General features: G+C 59.1%; 14 protein-coding genes and 1 tRNA gene. 5 read left to right on the top strand and 10 right to left on the bottom strand.

Translation table 11 applies throughout. The features are described 5' to 3' along the window. Positions 1-68 precede the first annotated feature (68 nt). The 4 genes from F8A88_RS06890 to F8A88_RS06875 all read left to right on the top strand — a co-directional run bounded on the left by F8A88_RS06890 (position 69) and on the right by F8A88_RS06875 (position 3,558). Positions 69-743 (top strand): response regulator transcription factor, encoded by a 675-nt coding sequence (locus F8A88_RS06890; protein ID WP_151150404.1) that lies wholly within the window; start codon positions 69-71, stop codon positions 741-743. After that, complete coding sequence (locus tag F8A88_RS06885) at positions 740-2,017, top strand: sensor histidine kinase (RefSeq protein ID WP_161598352.1); 1,278 nt, start codon at positions 740-742, stop codon at positions 2,015-2,017. Before F8A88_RS06890 ends, F8A88_RS06885 begins: the two co-directional genes overlap by 4 nt. A 182-nt stretch (positions 2,018-2,199) precedes the next feature. Beyond that, the gene (locus tag F8A88_RS06880) at positions 2,200-2,724 is read left to right on the top strand and encodes a GAK system XXXCH domain-containing protein (protein WP_151150402.1); all 525 of its coding nucleotides are present in this window, start codon (positions 2,200-2,202) and stop codon (positions 2,722-2,724) included. Positions 2,725-3,117: 393 nt separating this feature from the next. Further along, entirely contained in the window at positions 3,118-3,558 is a 441-nt protein-coding gene (locus tag F8A88_RS06875; RefSeq protein WP_151150401.1) for a hypothetical protein, read from the top strand. Between the two features lie 422 nt (positions 3,559-3,980). Here F8A88_RS06875 and F8A88_RS06870 read toward each other — a convergent pair. The 5 genes from F8A88_RS06870 to F8A88_RS06850 form a co-directional block, all read right to left on the bottom strand. Beyond that, positions 3,981-4,056, bottom strand: a tRNA-Ala gene (locus F8A88_RS06870). Positions 4,057-4,176: 120 nt separating this feature from the next. Continuing rightward, positions 4,177-4,377: a YwbE family protein gene (locus F8A88_RS06865; RefSeq protein WP_151150400.1), complete on the bottom strand. Its 201-nt coding sequence runs from the start codon at positions 4,375-4,377 to the stop codon at positions 4,177-4,179. Positions 4,378-4,623: 246 nt separating this feature from the next. Beyond that, the gene (locus tag F8A88_RS06860) at positions 4,624-5,388 is read right to left on the bottom strand and encodes an HD-GYP domain-containing protein (protein ID WP_338325284.1); all 765 of its coding nucleotides are present in this window, start codon (positions 5,386-5,388) and stop codon (positions 4,624-4,626) included. 258 nt (positions 5,389-5,646) lie between these two features. Beyond that, complete coding sequence (locus F8A88_RS06855) at positions 5,647-6,864, bottom strand: MFS transporter (RefSeq protein WP_241667378.1); 1,218 nt, start codon at positions 6,862-6,864, stop codon at positions 5,647-5,649. A 118-nt stretch (positions 6,865-6,982) separates the two neighbouring features. Further along, entirely contained in the window at positions 6,983-9,121 is a 2,139-nt protein-coding gene (locus F8A88_RS06850) for a Tex family protein (RefSeq protein WP_151150399.1), read from the bottom strand. A 280-nt stretch (positions 9,122-9,401) separates the two neighbouring features. On the opposite strand from F8A88_RS06850, the gene F8A88_RS06845 reads away from it, so the two are divergent. Then, complete coding sequence (locus tag F8A88_RS06845) at positions 9,402-9,656, top strand: hypothetical protein (RefSeq protein ID WP_151150398.1); 255 nt, start codon at positions 9,402-9,404, stop codon at positions 9,654-9,656. Positions 9,657-9,689: 33 nt separating this feature from the next. Here F8A88_RS06845 and F8A88_RS06840 read toward each other — a convergent pair whose 3' ends face one another. From F8A88_RS06840 to rnfG, 5 genes are all read right to left on the bottom strand, one after another. Continuing rightward, the gene (locus tag F8A88_RS06840; protein WP_151150397.1) at positions 9,690-10,382 is read right to left on the bottom strand and encodes a M15 family metallopeptidase; all 693 of its coding nucleotides are present in this window, start codon (positions 10,380-10,382) and stop codon (positions 9,690-9,692) included. A 256-nt stretch (positions 10,383-10,638) separates the two neighbouring features. Next, on the bottom strand, positions 10,639-12,750 hold the full coding sequence (locus F8A88_RS06835; RefSeq protein WP_151150396.1) for an RnfABCDGE type electron transport complex subunit B: 2,112 nt from the start codon (positions 12,748-12,750) through the stop codon (positions 10,639-10,641). A 24-nt stretch (positions 12,751-12,774) separates the two neighbouring features. Further along, positions 12,775-13,350, bottom strand: a complete 576-nt coding sequence (locus F8A88_RS06830) for an electron transport complex protein RnfA (RefSeq protein WP_151150395.1) — start codon at positions 13,348-13,350, stop codon at positions 12,775-12,777. A gap of 12 nt (positions 13,351-13,362) precedes the next feature. Beyond that, positions 13,363-14,034, bottom strand: coding sequence for an electron transport complex subunit RsxE (gene rsxE, locus F8A88_RS06825; RefSeq protein ID WP_151150394.1), 672 nt, complete (start codon positions 14,032-14,034; stop codon positions 13,363-13,365). An 11-nt stretch (positions 14,035-14,045) separates the two neighbouring features. Continuing rightward, positions 14,046-14,615 carry an RnfABCDGE type electron transport complex subunit G gene (gene rnfG, locus F8A88_RS06820; RefSeq protein WP_151150393.1) on the bottom strand — a complete coding sequence of 190 codons (570 nt, stop codon included), beginning with the start codon at positions 14,613-14,615 and terminating at the stop codon, positions 14,046-14,048.

The following is a 14,615-nucleotide window of genomic DNA, read 5'->3' as shown; positions in this document are numbered from 1 at the left end:
TCCGGCGGGATATGCTTTCCGCATTGTTCCGCCGGAGCCATGACCGCCGCGTTATCAAGGGAAACGCCATGAACATATACGCTCTGCTGGTGGAAGACGATCTCGATCTTGCCGCCTCGCTTGTGGAATACCTCGAACTGGAAGGCATCACCTGCGACCATGCCGCCAACGGCGAGCACGGCCTGCAGCTGGCACGGGAATACAAATACGACGTCATCATGCTCGACGTCATGCTGCCCAAGCTCAACGGGCTGAATCTCTGTTCCAAGCTCCGGCGCGACGGCCTCGACGTGCCGGTGCTGATGATCACGGCACGCGACTCCCTCGATGACAAGATCGAAGGATTCGAGGCCGGGTCCGACGACTATCTGGTCAAGCCCTTTGCGCTCAAGGAGCTGCTGCTCCGCGTTCGGGCGCTGGCCAAACGACGCAGCAGCCAGCCCCGACGCTATGTGGTGGCGGACCTTGAAGTGGATACCGAACAACATCAGGCCACCCGCGCCGGAATCAAGCTGACGCTCTCCCCCAAGGAATGGGCGCTTTTGGAGTACATGGCCAAGATGAGCCCGAACATCGCGCCCAAGGACGAGATACAACGGGCCGTATGGGGCGAAATTCTGCCCGAAAGCAACAGCCTCAAGGTGCATATGCACAAGCTGCGGCAAAAGGTGGACAAACCCTTCCCCGAACCTTTGATCCAGACGATCCCGGGCGTCGGATTCGTGCTCAGGAAACAACAGTGAAGTGCAGGCATAGCCTCCAAAAATCCATCATTTCCTTTTTCGTGCTCACCTGTGTGGTGCTGGTGGTCGGCTACACATTCTTTCTCAGCAACTATTTGCGGCGGGGCTTTGAACTCTTCGTGGAATTCCGTCTGGAAGAAGCCTCCACCAACTACCTCAAGGAATATGCCCGCAATCCGGACGTCCCCCTGCCCGACCAGGGGCACATCAGAGGGTACGCCCATTTCAGGGACCTTCCTCTGGACATCCGCAACAACTACGATGCACAACAACTCCGCTCCGACCCCTTTGCCTATCTGCATGTGGGCAAATCGCATTACAAAATTCACAGCCTCACGCGACCCGACGACGCCACCGTCTATCTGGTGTATCAATCCATTGAAGGCGAAGTGAGCAAAAGCGCCCACCGCAAATTTGACTTCTATTATTTTTATACGCCCGCATTGGCGGGCCTGCTGTCGATCATCGTGGTGCTTGCACTGGCCTTTGTTCTTTTCAAGCGTATTGCAAATCCAGTGGAATCACTGCACAAATGGACAATTTCCCTGTCGCCGGAAAATCTGGACAAGGAACCCAGAAAATTCAAATACGACGAACTCGACAACGTCGCGCAAATGATCCTGGCCACTTCACGCCGCCTGACCGCGGGAATGGCGCGGGAAAAACGGTTTCACAAGTATGCCAGCCACGAGTTGCGCACCCCCATAGCCATCATCCAGAACAATCTGGAGCTCATGGAGCGCCAAGGCATCACGCAGGACAACCGCTACAAAAGCTCCCACAAGCGCATGACCAAGGCCGTCCGCAACATGAAGCACCTGACCGTGGCTCTGCTTTGGCTCTCTCGGGAGATGGAATCCCCCCTGCCCGAACAGGAGGTACGGATCGACGACTGTATCCGCGAAATCATCGACGAAAACGTCTACCTCATAGAAGGAAAAGAAGTTTCCCTGAGCACGGACCTGCAACCCGTGACCTTGCGCACCCCGCCCACTCTGGCCCACATCATCCTGACCAACCTCGTACGCAACGCCTTCCAGCACTCCTGCGACGGCGAAATCCGCATCAGCAACAGCCCGGGGGGCATCAAGGTCGCCAACCGGATTCACTCCTCCGGGGAAAACGATACGGCCAACAACGACGGCTACGGCCTCGGGCTGCAACTCAGCCAGCAGCTGGTGGACAAGATAGGCTGGAAAATCGAAGTGGCCGAAGAGGACGGCCAATTCCTGACCCGCGTGCTCACGTCGCAAGCCGATACACCGATAATCTGAAACGGCGCATACGCAGCCGAAGGCCAATCCATGGCACAGGCCCGGCCGCGTGCAGCCTTGAGGCACTCGGTACAGCAACCCGGCTTTGGGTGTCTCAGTAACGAGCCGTTATCATTCCGCAACGGTGTTATTTTCTGTAACGCATTTGCCAGCGCCCTATCTCTCAACCTCCGGAGAAACGAATGAGAAACGAAACAAGGATCAACCGGTTTGCAACACGGGAAGAACTCGCCGGATTCCTGCGCGAACTTGCGGACGCCCTTGAATCCGGCGGCAGCGGTGAGCTTGCCTGCGTGAACGAATTCAAAAAAATCAAGCTGGGCATCAGGGACGAATTCGGCCAGATATCCCTGAAAGCCCGGATCAAAAGCCGCTCCCGGGAATGTGACGAGCAGCAAGAAACCCGGCACGTTGAAGGCAAACCCGAATACAAGACGCTCAAAAAACGCATGAAATCAAGCTTCAGAATTCTGTTGGCGATGATCCATGAAAACCGGATGCCGCCCCGCGAGGCCATTGATTCCTTTCTCGAAGACTCCGCACTGATGGTCACCTGCGAGGGGTACGGCGACGAATATTACGAGCAGTACACCGAGGCGTGCGAAGCATTCCAAAAAGCCTGCGACGCGGGCGACATGGAAAAAATGCACGAAACCATCGACGTTCTCATTCATGAAAAAAGCCGCTGCCACGCCAAGTATGATTGAGAAAACCAAAAAAAGTAACCGCGCAGCCTCTCGGGCACACCGGGAACGGCACGAATCACCCACCCAATTTCATGGACGGACACCACACAAAAAGGCCTGCAAGCTTTAGCTTGCAGGCCTTTGATATTCTTTTGGTGGAGCTGGAGGGAATTGAACCCACGACCTTTTGAATGCCATGCATGGAGATACGCATGTAACGCTTGGAATACTTTGACTTTTTATTTCGACGTCAACAGAAAATCAGTGATGTTGGATGTGTGTTGAAGGCGTTTGGTTGACCGGATGGTTGACCAAAATTGGATTGATTGACTCAGGTCGACATGGTATCATATTCTATATTTGTATGCTTTATTTGATTATGCAAACTAATAAACGCACTTGTGGGAGTATGCCATGCGTTTAAAATCAGCTTTTTGGGCAATAGCCATACTACTTGCCATTCCCACCCTCGCGCTTGCAGGAGACTATTTAGGAAATCTAAGTAACAATCCATATGATCAAGACTCTCTAGCAAACCCATATGGTGCCGGGAGTCCATATAACGCTAATGGGTTAAACAATCCCTATGGACAATATGGCAGCCCATACAGCAACAAGTCATATAGCAACCCATACGCCACCGATGCTCCAAAACTATATGACAGCCAAGGGAACTATCGTGGCAAATTAAGCAATAACCCGTACGACCCTGACTCCATTTCAAACCCATATGGAAAATATGGTAGTCCATACTCGCCAGACAGCATTAACAATCCATATGGTGCTGGGAACCCATATAAATCAGACAGCCCCAATAATCCTTACGGAACTGGTTGGAAAGTATACGGGCAATAGGCTTGCAGTTACTCACCCTTCATCTCTGATAAGTAATATAATTTGAAACAATTACATCTAAGACCGCTTGAGCAAGATTCAAGCGGTCCTTTTACTTTCCAAAACAACGCCACACCAACAACCATCCCCATGATTCACTCAAATTACCCCAATCCTGAACGTTTACTAAAAATCCTGGCGAGTTACTCCCCCAACCCCAAAACGGGCAGGAGGCGGGAAAATATCACACCCCAAAAAATCGCCCCAAAGCACCGGCTAACCCCCATCCCATCTCATATACCATCAAACACAGCTCACACGCCTTTAATCAGCAATCTCAAATACTTTGATCAACAACCGGTTGACCATCTGGTTCACCAGCAAAATAAAAAGGACCGGCTAGCTTATTAAGCTAACCGGTCCTTTTTCTTGGGAAAATTGGGTGGTGGAGCTGGAGGGAATCGAACCCACGACCTCTTGAATGCCATTCAAGCGCTCTCCCAACTGAGCTACAGCCCCACTGTGTTGGGAACAGCAATCTGCTGAAAATTCACGCTGCTGTCAACCCCAAAAAATGCACTGCATTAAAACGGCCAGCACGGCAACTGCGACAAAAGGTCAAGGTGCGGCAGCGGCAATTCAATCCTGATCCACGATCATTTTCACGCGCCCTACCTGCCCGTCCTCAAGGCGCACCTTGATGCCGTGTGGGTGTGTGGGCGATTTCGTGAGCAGGCGCGACACAATACCCTCGGTCAGCGTGCCGCTGCGCTGGTCTTTCTTGAGCACGATACGCACGCGCATTCCCGGAGCTATTTCCTTTCTGGCTGGTACGGCCACGCGATCTCCCTGTTAGCATATGACAGGCCGGGCAGAATGCCCGGCGTCCGTTGCGTGGCAGCATACAGAAAGCGGCCCCAAAGAAAAAGCGGACAATCGACAGGGAAAGGGACCCGGAGCATCTCGCCAAGAGGAAGGCCCTAGCACATGGCAACATGCATTGTTTCCGATACAACGAGGCTCCGGGTCCGTCTCATCCTGCCTCGCGCCCGGGGCCGAGGCAGGAAAAATCATCTGCTGCGCTGACTACAGGGGGGCGCACATCTCTCGCATGGAAAGCAGATAGCCCCGCACCGTATCGCGGACCTCCATGAATGCAGAGACGATGCGCGGATCAAATTGGGTTCCCGCGCATCGTTCGATCTCGGCCACGGCATTTTCGTAATCCCGCGCCCGGCGATAGGGACGGTCCTGCAGCATGGCGGAAAGACTGTCCGCCACGGCTATCACTCGCGCGCCGAGCGGGATGTCCTCCCCGGCCAGCCCGTCCGGGTACCCTCTGCCGTCAAAACGCTCATGATGATGCAAAACCATCTTCATGATGCCGTTCTTTCCGGAAAGGCAGGTAACAGGCTCGATGATGGCCGCGCCCATGGCTGGATGCTGTTTGATGACGGCAAATTCCTCATCCGTGAGCGGCCCGCGCTTCTTGAGGATGGAATCGGGAATGCCTATCTTGCCGATATCGTGCAAATGTCCGGCAATATGCAGAATATCTGCGCTACGGGGCGACAACCCCATCTGCAGGCCAATGGCCTGAGTGATAACAGCCACTTCCTCGGAATGCGAACGGGTACAATGATCTTTGGCATCAATGGCATTGCCCAACGACTCCGCCAACTGGTGCACGGTCATCTGCACGGCGTCGGGCATGGTTCCGTCAAGCCCGCACTCCGTCAACGTGCGGCATCCGCCGAATCCCTCGGCCCGATACAAATTCACCTTGTCCCCGAAATCCGCACCAACACGTCCGCAGCGGACTGTTCCGCCACCGGCATCGTCAACAAGCATTACGACTCCCCGAATGAAACTTCACGATGAGCACAGGAAAACCAGATGTCAGGATTCGAGTGCGACACAATACGTTATTGATAATGAAACTCGAAATCATTAATAAGCTTGGACGGCACCCGTGTCAAACGAAAAGCGACCCCAAAGCCTGCAGAAAAACGATGGTTACGCAAAAGCGCAGCCACAGTCGCATTCACCGGTTGAACCGAACGAAACACGCTGCGCAAAAGATGAAACGAACGCGGCGAGCACTTCCCTTCAGCGCTCCCGAGATTCCACAATGCGTTCGGACACGCCCGCCGCAAACGGTATGAACAGAAGGAACAGGCCCATGTGCAGCACGCCGGACCAGCCCCAGTGCTCAAAGGCTACCCCGGCCCCGGTGATGCCGGACCAGCCGCCCACATAGTAAAAGAGGACATACAGTGCGTTGGCCTTGCCCTGCCCGCGATCCAGCTTCCGGTTGAGCAGTCCCACGGCCGCGGCATGGATGCAGAAGAAACCGGAGCAGACCCCGAACAGGCCGCCGATGATTCCGGGCACGGTTTCCCCGCCCAGCACCCAGAGCGAACAGCCCAGCACCAGCGTGCCGGCAAGCAGCGTGTTGCCCCCACCAAAGCGGTTGCTGATCCTGCCTGCCAGCGGTCCCATGAAAATTCCCACCACATACACGAGATAAACGAGCGTGATCATTTCCGTTGAAAAACCGAATGGTTCGCCGCCCAGGCGGAATGGAAGATAATTGAACACGGATGAAAAAACCGAAAAACTGCCGGCAGCACACAGCAGGATCAACACAAGATCGCCGCGCTTGAGCAGTTGCCGGTAACCGACCGTCGCCTTGTCCGCGGAACCATGGGCGTCGTCGCGGGGCAGCACGCGCACTGCCAGAACAGTGGCCGCAAAAATAAGCAGGGATGCGGAAACGAACGCATACCGCCAATGCAGGGGCGGGTGAATCCAGCCGCCCAGCAGCCGCCCGCCAAGGCCGCCCAGCACCGTGGCCGAGACATAGGCACCCATGACCACGTTCAGCTTTTCGCCGGGCAGCGTGCGTGCGAGATAGGCGGCAAGGCAGGTGGTCAGGGCCGGAATGAACACGCCCTGAACGAACCGGGCCGCAATGAGCAGCCAGAGGTTGTGGGTCATGGCGCACAGCAGGCCGCACGCGCCCACCACGATTCCTCCGGTCAGGATGATCGGCTGCACGGGCAGGCGGTCGGCCAGAGAACCGAACGGCAGATTGGCCAGTGCAATGCCAAGGATTACCGCGGAAACAGTGAACGAAACGCGCAACAGATCCACGCCGAACTCGTTTTGCAGGATCGGCAGCACGGGCTGGGTGATATAGATGTTGGCAAAGGATGCCGAGACAAGCGCGAAAACCACCAACTGAATACGGAGCGGAGAAACCTCCGAAGACGAATCGTGCATGGTGCGACCCCGAAGCCACAGCCCGGGCAGACTGCGGTCCAAGCGAATCCGGTGTGCGAACAAAGGAGAAGGCTGCCCGACCTTCCCCCAAAGACTCCGCACCATGTGTACGCCCGGCAGGCGGCCGCGTAAAGCCCTGTCCGAAAAAGCCTTCGTCCGTCTACGCGGGAATATCCGGCTTGGATTTCATGCTCAGGTTGATGCGCCCGCGCGCCTCGTCAATGCCGATGACCGTGACAGAAACCTCGCGCCCTGCGGCCACAACCTCGGAAGGATCGCGTACAAAACGGTCCGCCAGTTGGCTGATGTGCACCAGCCCGTCGCGGTGCACGCCCACATCCACGAACGCGCCGAATTTGGTCACGTTGGTCACTATGCCCGGCAAGCGCATGCCCACGTGCAGGTCCTTGACCTCGTTGACGCCCTCGGCAAAGCTGAACGGGCTGAATTCCGCGCGCGGGTCACGCCCCGGCTTGTCCAACTCGGCCATGATGTCCCTGAGCGTGGGCAGGCCAACTTCATCATCCACATACTCCTCAAGCCGCACAGAATGCCGAAGCCCGGCATCCTGCATGAGATCGGCCACGGAGCATCCGGCATCGCGGGCCATGCGTTTGACCAGCCCGTAGCGCTCGGGATGCACGGCGCTGGCGTCCAGCGGGTCTTTCCCGCGCACGCGCAGGAACCCGGCGGCCTGTTCAAAGGCCTTGGGCCCAAGCCGTTTGACGTTCAACAATTCTCGCCGGGAAGCAAACGGTCCGTTGTCCTCCCGGTGGGCCACGATGTTGCGGGCCAGCACAGGGCCAAGGCCGGACACATGGGCCAGCAACTCCGGGCTGGCCGTGTTCAGGTCCACGCCCACGGCGTTCACGCAGCTGGCCACCACATCGTCCAGAGCGGCCTTGAGCGCCCCGGCATCCACGTCGTGCTGGTACTGGCCCACGCCAATGGCCTTGGGGTCCACCTTGACCAGCTCGGCCAGCGGGTCCATGAGCCTGCGGCCGATGCTCACCGAGCCGCGCACGGTCAGATCCAGATCCGGAAACTCGCGCCGGGCGACCTCGGAAGCGGAATACACCGAAGCCCCGGCCTCATTGACCAGAACCACGGAAACACCCAGTTCAAGCCCGCGCACGAACGCCTCGGTTTCGCGGCCGGCCGTGCCGTTGCCCACGGCCACGACCTCTATGTCATATTTCTCGTGCAGGCGGCGCAGGGTTTGCGTGGCCTGTTGTTGCTGCTTTTCCGAGCCAGTGGGAAAAATCGTTTCATGATGCACAAGCTTGCCCTGCTCATCCAGCACCGTGAGCTTGGCCCCTGTGCGGAATCCCGGGTCAAGGGCCAGCACCCGCTTCTGGCCCAGCGGCGCGGCCAGCAGCAATTCCCGCAGGTTGGCGGCAAACACGCGGATGGCCTCGCCTTCGGCCCGTTTGCGCACCTCGGCTCGCAGCTCGTTTTCTATGGAAGGCGCCAAAAGCCGCCGATACCCGTCCTTGAGCGCGGCCGCCACCTCGCGAGAATCCGCGCCCCGGCCCCGTACGATGCCGCGCTGCAAAACGTCCAGCGCCTCGTTTTCCTCCGGTCGCAGGCTGAGATTCAGCATACCCTCGCGCTCGCCGCGAAACATGGCCAGCGCCCGGTGCCCGGCAATGCGGCGCACGGGTTCGCTCCAGTCGAACCAGTCGCGGTAGGTGGCGCCTTCCTGCTCCTTGCCCTTGGCCACCTTGGAACACAGCAGCGCGCGGCGCGCAAACAGAGTGCGCAAGGCGCCGCGCACCCGCGAGTCCTCGTTGACGCGCTCGGCAATGATGTCGCGCGCGCCTGCCAGAGCCGCGGCAACGTCCGGCACATCCTTGTCCGGGTTCACGAATTCACGGGCAGCGGCCTGCGGGTCCACGCCGCGCTGGGCAAAAATCCGTTTGGCCAGCGGTTCGAGGCCGCGTTCGCGGGCCATGGCCGCCTTGGTGCGGCGCTTGGGACGGTGCGGCAGATAGATGTCTTCAAGCCGGGCCTTGTCCTGTGCGCCCTCGATGGCGGCCTTGAGTTCGTCCGTGAGCAGATCACGCTCGGCAAGGGAGGCCAGGATGGTCTCGCGCCGCTTGTCCAGCTCGCCCAGTTCTCCCAGCCGGTCGCGGATCGCGGCAACGCCCACCTCGTCCAGCGACCCGGTGGCCTCCTTGCGGTAGCGGGCGATGAACGGCACGGTGGCCCCCTCGCCGATCAGCCGGGCCACAGCAGCCACATGGGATTGACGGAACGAAAGCTCGCCAGCAATTATCCGAACGTGATCCTGAGTCATGAAACGATCCATCCTGTTGATTGCGTTGCAAAAGGCAGGCAACACTTGAAGCGGATTCAAGGCATTGCGTCAAGTAAATGCACACCATGTCACGGCCGGAAAACAGGCAAGCCGCCATACGGCCCGGTTTACTCTTGCGCCCTCATGCCCTACCCTGAGGCAGGCGCGGCATGCACCGCGCACGAAACCACAAGGATGACCATGCGCACCAAAAACGCGCCCGTTTCGACGCGCCTCGCAAACCACACATGTGATGCAGCCCGCGAAGGCGGCATGACTCGTGTCCTTTAAACCCTGCGTGGGTTGCGGCTGGTGCTGCCTCTCGGACCAGTGCGAAACGTCACACCGCAAATACGGATACCAGAAACGATGCCCGGCCCTGAAGTGGGACGAGGGACTCGGGCGGTACATGTGCCTGCTGATGATGGACCCCGACGAAGGGGACGCGGCACGCCGGGAACAATTCGAAGGCCAGGGCTGCTGCGCTCCGCTCATGCATTGGCGCAACGACGTGCGCAACCGCGACAACGACTGACCCGCCTGCCTTCGGCGCATCAAGACCTTGCCCTTACTGCACCGGAAAATCGAAATAGGTGTCCGGGTAGGGTTCGTTCTCCAGCGTGAAATGCCACCATTCCTCCTTGAGCGGCCTGAACCCGTTGCGCGCCATGACCTGCCGCAGCAGGGCCCGGTTGGCCCGCACCCCGGCGTTCATGTCCTTGTTGTCCGGCCATGACATGGGGCCGAAAAAGTCGAATGTGGTACCCATATCCAACTCACGCCCACTCTTGATATCCACGATGGTCAGGTCCACGGTGGAACCGCGCGAATGGCTCGATTTGGCCGCAATGTACCCGTCCCGAAAAAGATTCCTTTTCTGCACGCCCGGATAGAAGGCCTGCTTCATGCGCGTGTCCGAAACATCCTCTGCCCAGCGCACGAAATGATTCACGGCCCGTTGCGGCCGATAGCCGTCGAACAGCTTGATCCCGAGCCCGAAGGGAACCAATGCGGCCTGCACGCGCCCCACGGCCTCGGCAGCCTGCCCGGTGAGAATCACGCGGGGGGCAAGATACCCGTCGATACGCTCGCCCACGAAATTGTTGCTGCCGTAATAGCGCACGTCCAGAACCACACCCGGAACAACCTCGCTCACATGAACGAACCCCTCGGGCAACGGGTCGCCAGCCATGGCCACGCCAGACACGGCCGCAGCAAGAAGAATCGCCACACAAATATTGAAAGCCAATCGAACTACCATGAACTCGTCCTCCGTAGGGTGTTGGGCCACCGTCTCATTGCTGTTTCGGCTGTACCACTTCCGGAAGAAAGGGGAAACCATGGCGGGCCCCCAGAAAAGGAGTGAGCCCCCCCGGTCGGTAATCCGGGGGGGCTCGCACAGGGCGAGGTGATACCCTGTGGACAGGAGGCGAGGGGTGCAGTTCTCTCCTCTCTGGGGGGTGTCTATGTTATGACCTTGGGGTGGCTGGTCTTAACAAACATGGTTCGAGCAGGATCTAGTTGACGTCCTGCCTGTCAAATCGTTCCACATCCGGGTCGGCGGCATATTCGGCCCCGGCCTCGGCGTCATAGCAGGTCAGGCCGCAGCGCAGACAGCGGCTGCCCTCCTTGCGGGCGGCATCGTATTCGATAAAGCCCTTGACCTCCTCCTTGAAGGAAGTCCGGCGTTCGTCGATGGAGACCTCGGGAACGCGAACACGCGGGATGGAGTAGGTTACCTTCATATTCTTGAGGATGGATTCGGGGATGACGCGCAGTTGCGGATTTTCAGGTTCGGGAATGACGCCTCTGGTCACATAATGATGGATGGAACGCGCGGCCCGGCGGCCATCGGCCACGGCCTGAATAAGGATATTGCGTCCGGTGCCGGCCTCGCCGGCCACGAACACGCCGTCCACGCTGGTCTGCAGGGTGGTCTTGTCGCTCTTGATGCCGCCGGTCTTCTTGTCCATTTCAAACAAAGGCTTGCCGTCTGCGTCGCTGATGGCATCCATGTCCACGAGCCGGTCGGTGGCCACCACGATGAGGTCCGCATCCAGCGTGGCCTCGGTGCCCGCCACGGGCTGGGGTGTCCCCTTGGCCTTCTTGGGGTCGTCGTACTGCACTTCGCAATATTCCAGCCCCACGGCCTTGCCGTCCTTTACCAGCACGCGCGTGGCGCGGGTCAGGAACTTGAGGTCCGTGCCCAGTTCCGCGGCACGGGTCACTTCGTTCTTGTTGGCAGACATCTTGCGCTGGATGCAGCCGATCACCGCAGTGACCGACGCGCCCAAACGCCCGGCGCTGCGTGCCACGTCCATGGCCGTGTTGGTGTCGCCCACCACCACGACCTTGCGGCCACGCAGGTCGGTAAGCGTATTGCCCACGTCCGAAAGGAATTCGATGGAGTTCATGACGCCCTCGGCATCATGGCCTTCAACATCCAGCGCAGGGACCTTCCATGCGCCCGTGGCCAGCAACACAGCCTCGAAGCCCTGCTCCTTCAGGTGGGTCAGGGTCACGTCCTTGCCGAAGGTCATTCCCGTTCGCACGTCCACACCCAGATCAAGAATGGATTGCAGTTCCCAATCCACAACCTTTCCGGGCAGGCGGTACTCGGGGATGACGCCCTTCATCATGCCGCCCACGAAATCGCGTTTTTCGAAAATGGTGGGTTCGTGCCCGATGCGGCGCAGGAAATAGGCCGCGCTCAATCCCGCAGGGCCACCGCCGATGATGGCCACGCGATGGCCGGACGGCGGGTTGCAATCGACTCGCACGCGGGAACCGGAGTTCATTTCCCAGTCCGCAACAAAACGATGCAGGGTGTGGATGGCCACGCCCTCGTCCGCGATGTTGCGGCGGCAGATGGTTTCGCACGGGGCCGGGCAGAGCCTGCCCACGGCCAGGGGCAGCGGATTGCGCTGCTTCATGGTCAGAAGCGCGCCGCGCATGTCACCCTGCTTCATCTGCTGGATATAGGTGCGCACGTCGATCTGGGCCGGGCATTTCTGCATGCACGGGGCAAGGCAGTCCACCACCTTGTTCAGGTGCAGCAAATCCATAGTCAGGCCGGAAATGCGGATGGCGCCCGTGGGGCAGACCTCGGCGCACTTGCCGCAGGAGCGGCAGAGATTCATGTCCACCACCGGAAGATGATCGTCGTTGAGATGGATGGCGTCGAACCCGCAGACCTTGACGCAGGAACCGAGTCCGATGCAGCCCAGACCGCAGGATTTCTGGCCGCCGTACAACAGGGCTTCGGCCCGGCAGTCCTCCACGCCGCGATAGTCGAACAAAAGATTGGCCCGGGAGCCGCCCGTGCAGATGTTGTGAGCGACCTTGGGTTCCTTGAAGGAAACCTCCACACCCATGACCGCAGCGATGTTGTGGGCGATTTCCGCACCACCCGCCACGCAGATTTCCGGTCCGGCATCGCCCCTGACGATGGCCGCGGCCGCAGCCGAGCAGCCCGGATAGCCGCACCCGCCGCAGTTTGCGCCCGGAAAACAGGCTTCCACCTTGGCTATGCGCGGGTCTTCCTCCACGTGCAGCACCTTGGACGCGGCAGCCAGAACGGCGGCGGCGGTCAGGCCCAGCAGGAATAGGATCAGTATCGAAGTAAACATATGTTGATTCTCCCGTTCTCTCGGTTACGCGGCCATGCCCTGAAAGGCGATAAAGGCCAGCGACATGACACCTGCCATGATCAGGGCGATGGGAACGCCCCGGAAAACCGCCGGGACCGGAGCGATGTCCAGCCGCTCGCGAATGGCGGAAATGATGACCAGCGCAATGAGAAAACCAACGCCGGAGGCAAGGCCGTAGACCAGGGACTTGATGAACGAATAGCTGTTGCGCTGCACCATGATGGCCACGCCCATGACCGCGCAGTTCGTGGTGATGAGCGGCAGGAACAGGCCCAGAGACTTGTACAGCGGCGGAATGGCCCTTTTCAGGAACATCTCCACGAACTGCACCAGCGAGGCGATGACCAGGATGAAGACGATGGTCTGGAGGTATTCGATATCGTAGGGAATGAGCACGTAGTGCTGCAGGGGCCAGGTAAAGGCCGTGGCCATGACGGTGACGAATATGACCGCGCCGCCCATGCCCAGCGCCACGTCCGTGGACTTGGAGGTGCCCATGAACGGACAGGCCCCGAGGTACTGGACCAGCACGATGTTGTTGATGAAAACGGCGGATATGAAGAGCAGGAAGTATTCCATGTGAGTATCCCCCTATTTGCAGGAATCGCACGCACCGCAGGATGCGCAGGTGGAGTTCTGGGAAACCGGCTCGACGCCGCCCTTCTTGCGGCTCTGATAGCGGTTGAACGCGTTCATGCCCGCAAGGATGAATCCCAGCGCCACGAATGCGCCCGGCGCCATGACCATGACCGAGGCGGGCTTGAAGGTTTCCCACATGACCGGAACGCCGAACACGGTGCCGTTGCCCAGCGCTTCACGCAGCCCGCCCAGAAAGGTCAGGGAGAGCATGAACCCGAGGCCCATGCCCAACGCGTCTGCAATGGACGGCAGGATGGCGTTTCTGGATGCGAAAGCCTCGGCGCGGCCCAGAATCAGGCAGTTGACCACGATGAGCGGCACGAAGATGCCCAGCTTCTGGTACAGTGGATAGGCGTAGGCCTGCATGAGCAATTCCACGGTGACCACCAGCGAGGCCGCGATGACGATGAAGCAGGCGATGCGGACCTTGGCCGGAATGATCTTTCGCAGGGCCGAAATGATCAGGTTGGACATGGTCAGCACGAACACGACGGCCGCGCCCATGCCCAGACCGTTTTCCGCCGTGGATGTGACGGCCAGCGTGGGGCACAGGCCGAGCAGCACGCGAAACGGCGGCAGTTCTTCCCAAAGCCCCTTGATGAATTCCTTGAATATGGTGTTCATTGCGATTTCTCCTAGGAAGCCTGCAAGGCCTTCTGAATCTCGGGCTTGAGGGCATTGTAAGTCTCGATGGCCTTGCGCACGGCATCCACCGTGCCCGTGGACGAATAGGTGGCCCCGGTAATGACGTCGATGTCCCCGCCCTTGGAGGAAACCTGCATGCTGTCGAGATCGTGACCCCTGAACCTGCCGGTAAAGCCGGGGTCCATGATGCGGGTTCCCAGTCCCGGGGTTTCGGTCTGGGTGGTGATGCCGATGCCGAGCAGTTCATCCTCGGCCACGTCGAATCCTACCATCACGCCGATATCGCCGGAATACCCCGGCGCAAAGGTTTCCATGGCCACGCCCACCAGCTTTCCGTCCTTCCGGGCCGGAAACACGGTCACGTCGCCCACGGTCACGCGCTCGGCAATGGGGTCGTTGTCGCGGTCTTCAAGTACGGAAAGCAGCGCAGGGCCCTGAACATAGGTCAGCACCTGCTGCTCGATCTGACTTTTGGTGGCTTTTTTCAGGTTCACCAGCAAGGCGCCGGAACCGGCGCAGATCATGGACAGCACAACAAGCATATGTACGATTTCACGCAT

Source organism: Pseudodesulfovibrio senegalensis (genome assembly GCF_008830225.1).
GTDB lineage: Bacteria > Desulfobacterota > Desulfovibrionia > Desulfovibrionales > Desulfovibrionaceae > Pseudodesulfovibrio > Pseudodesulfovibrio senegalensis.
Note: the sequence above shows the minus strand (reverse complement) of the source record. Positions and strands in the feature narration are given on the sequence as shown.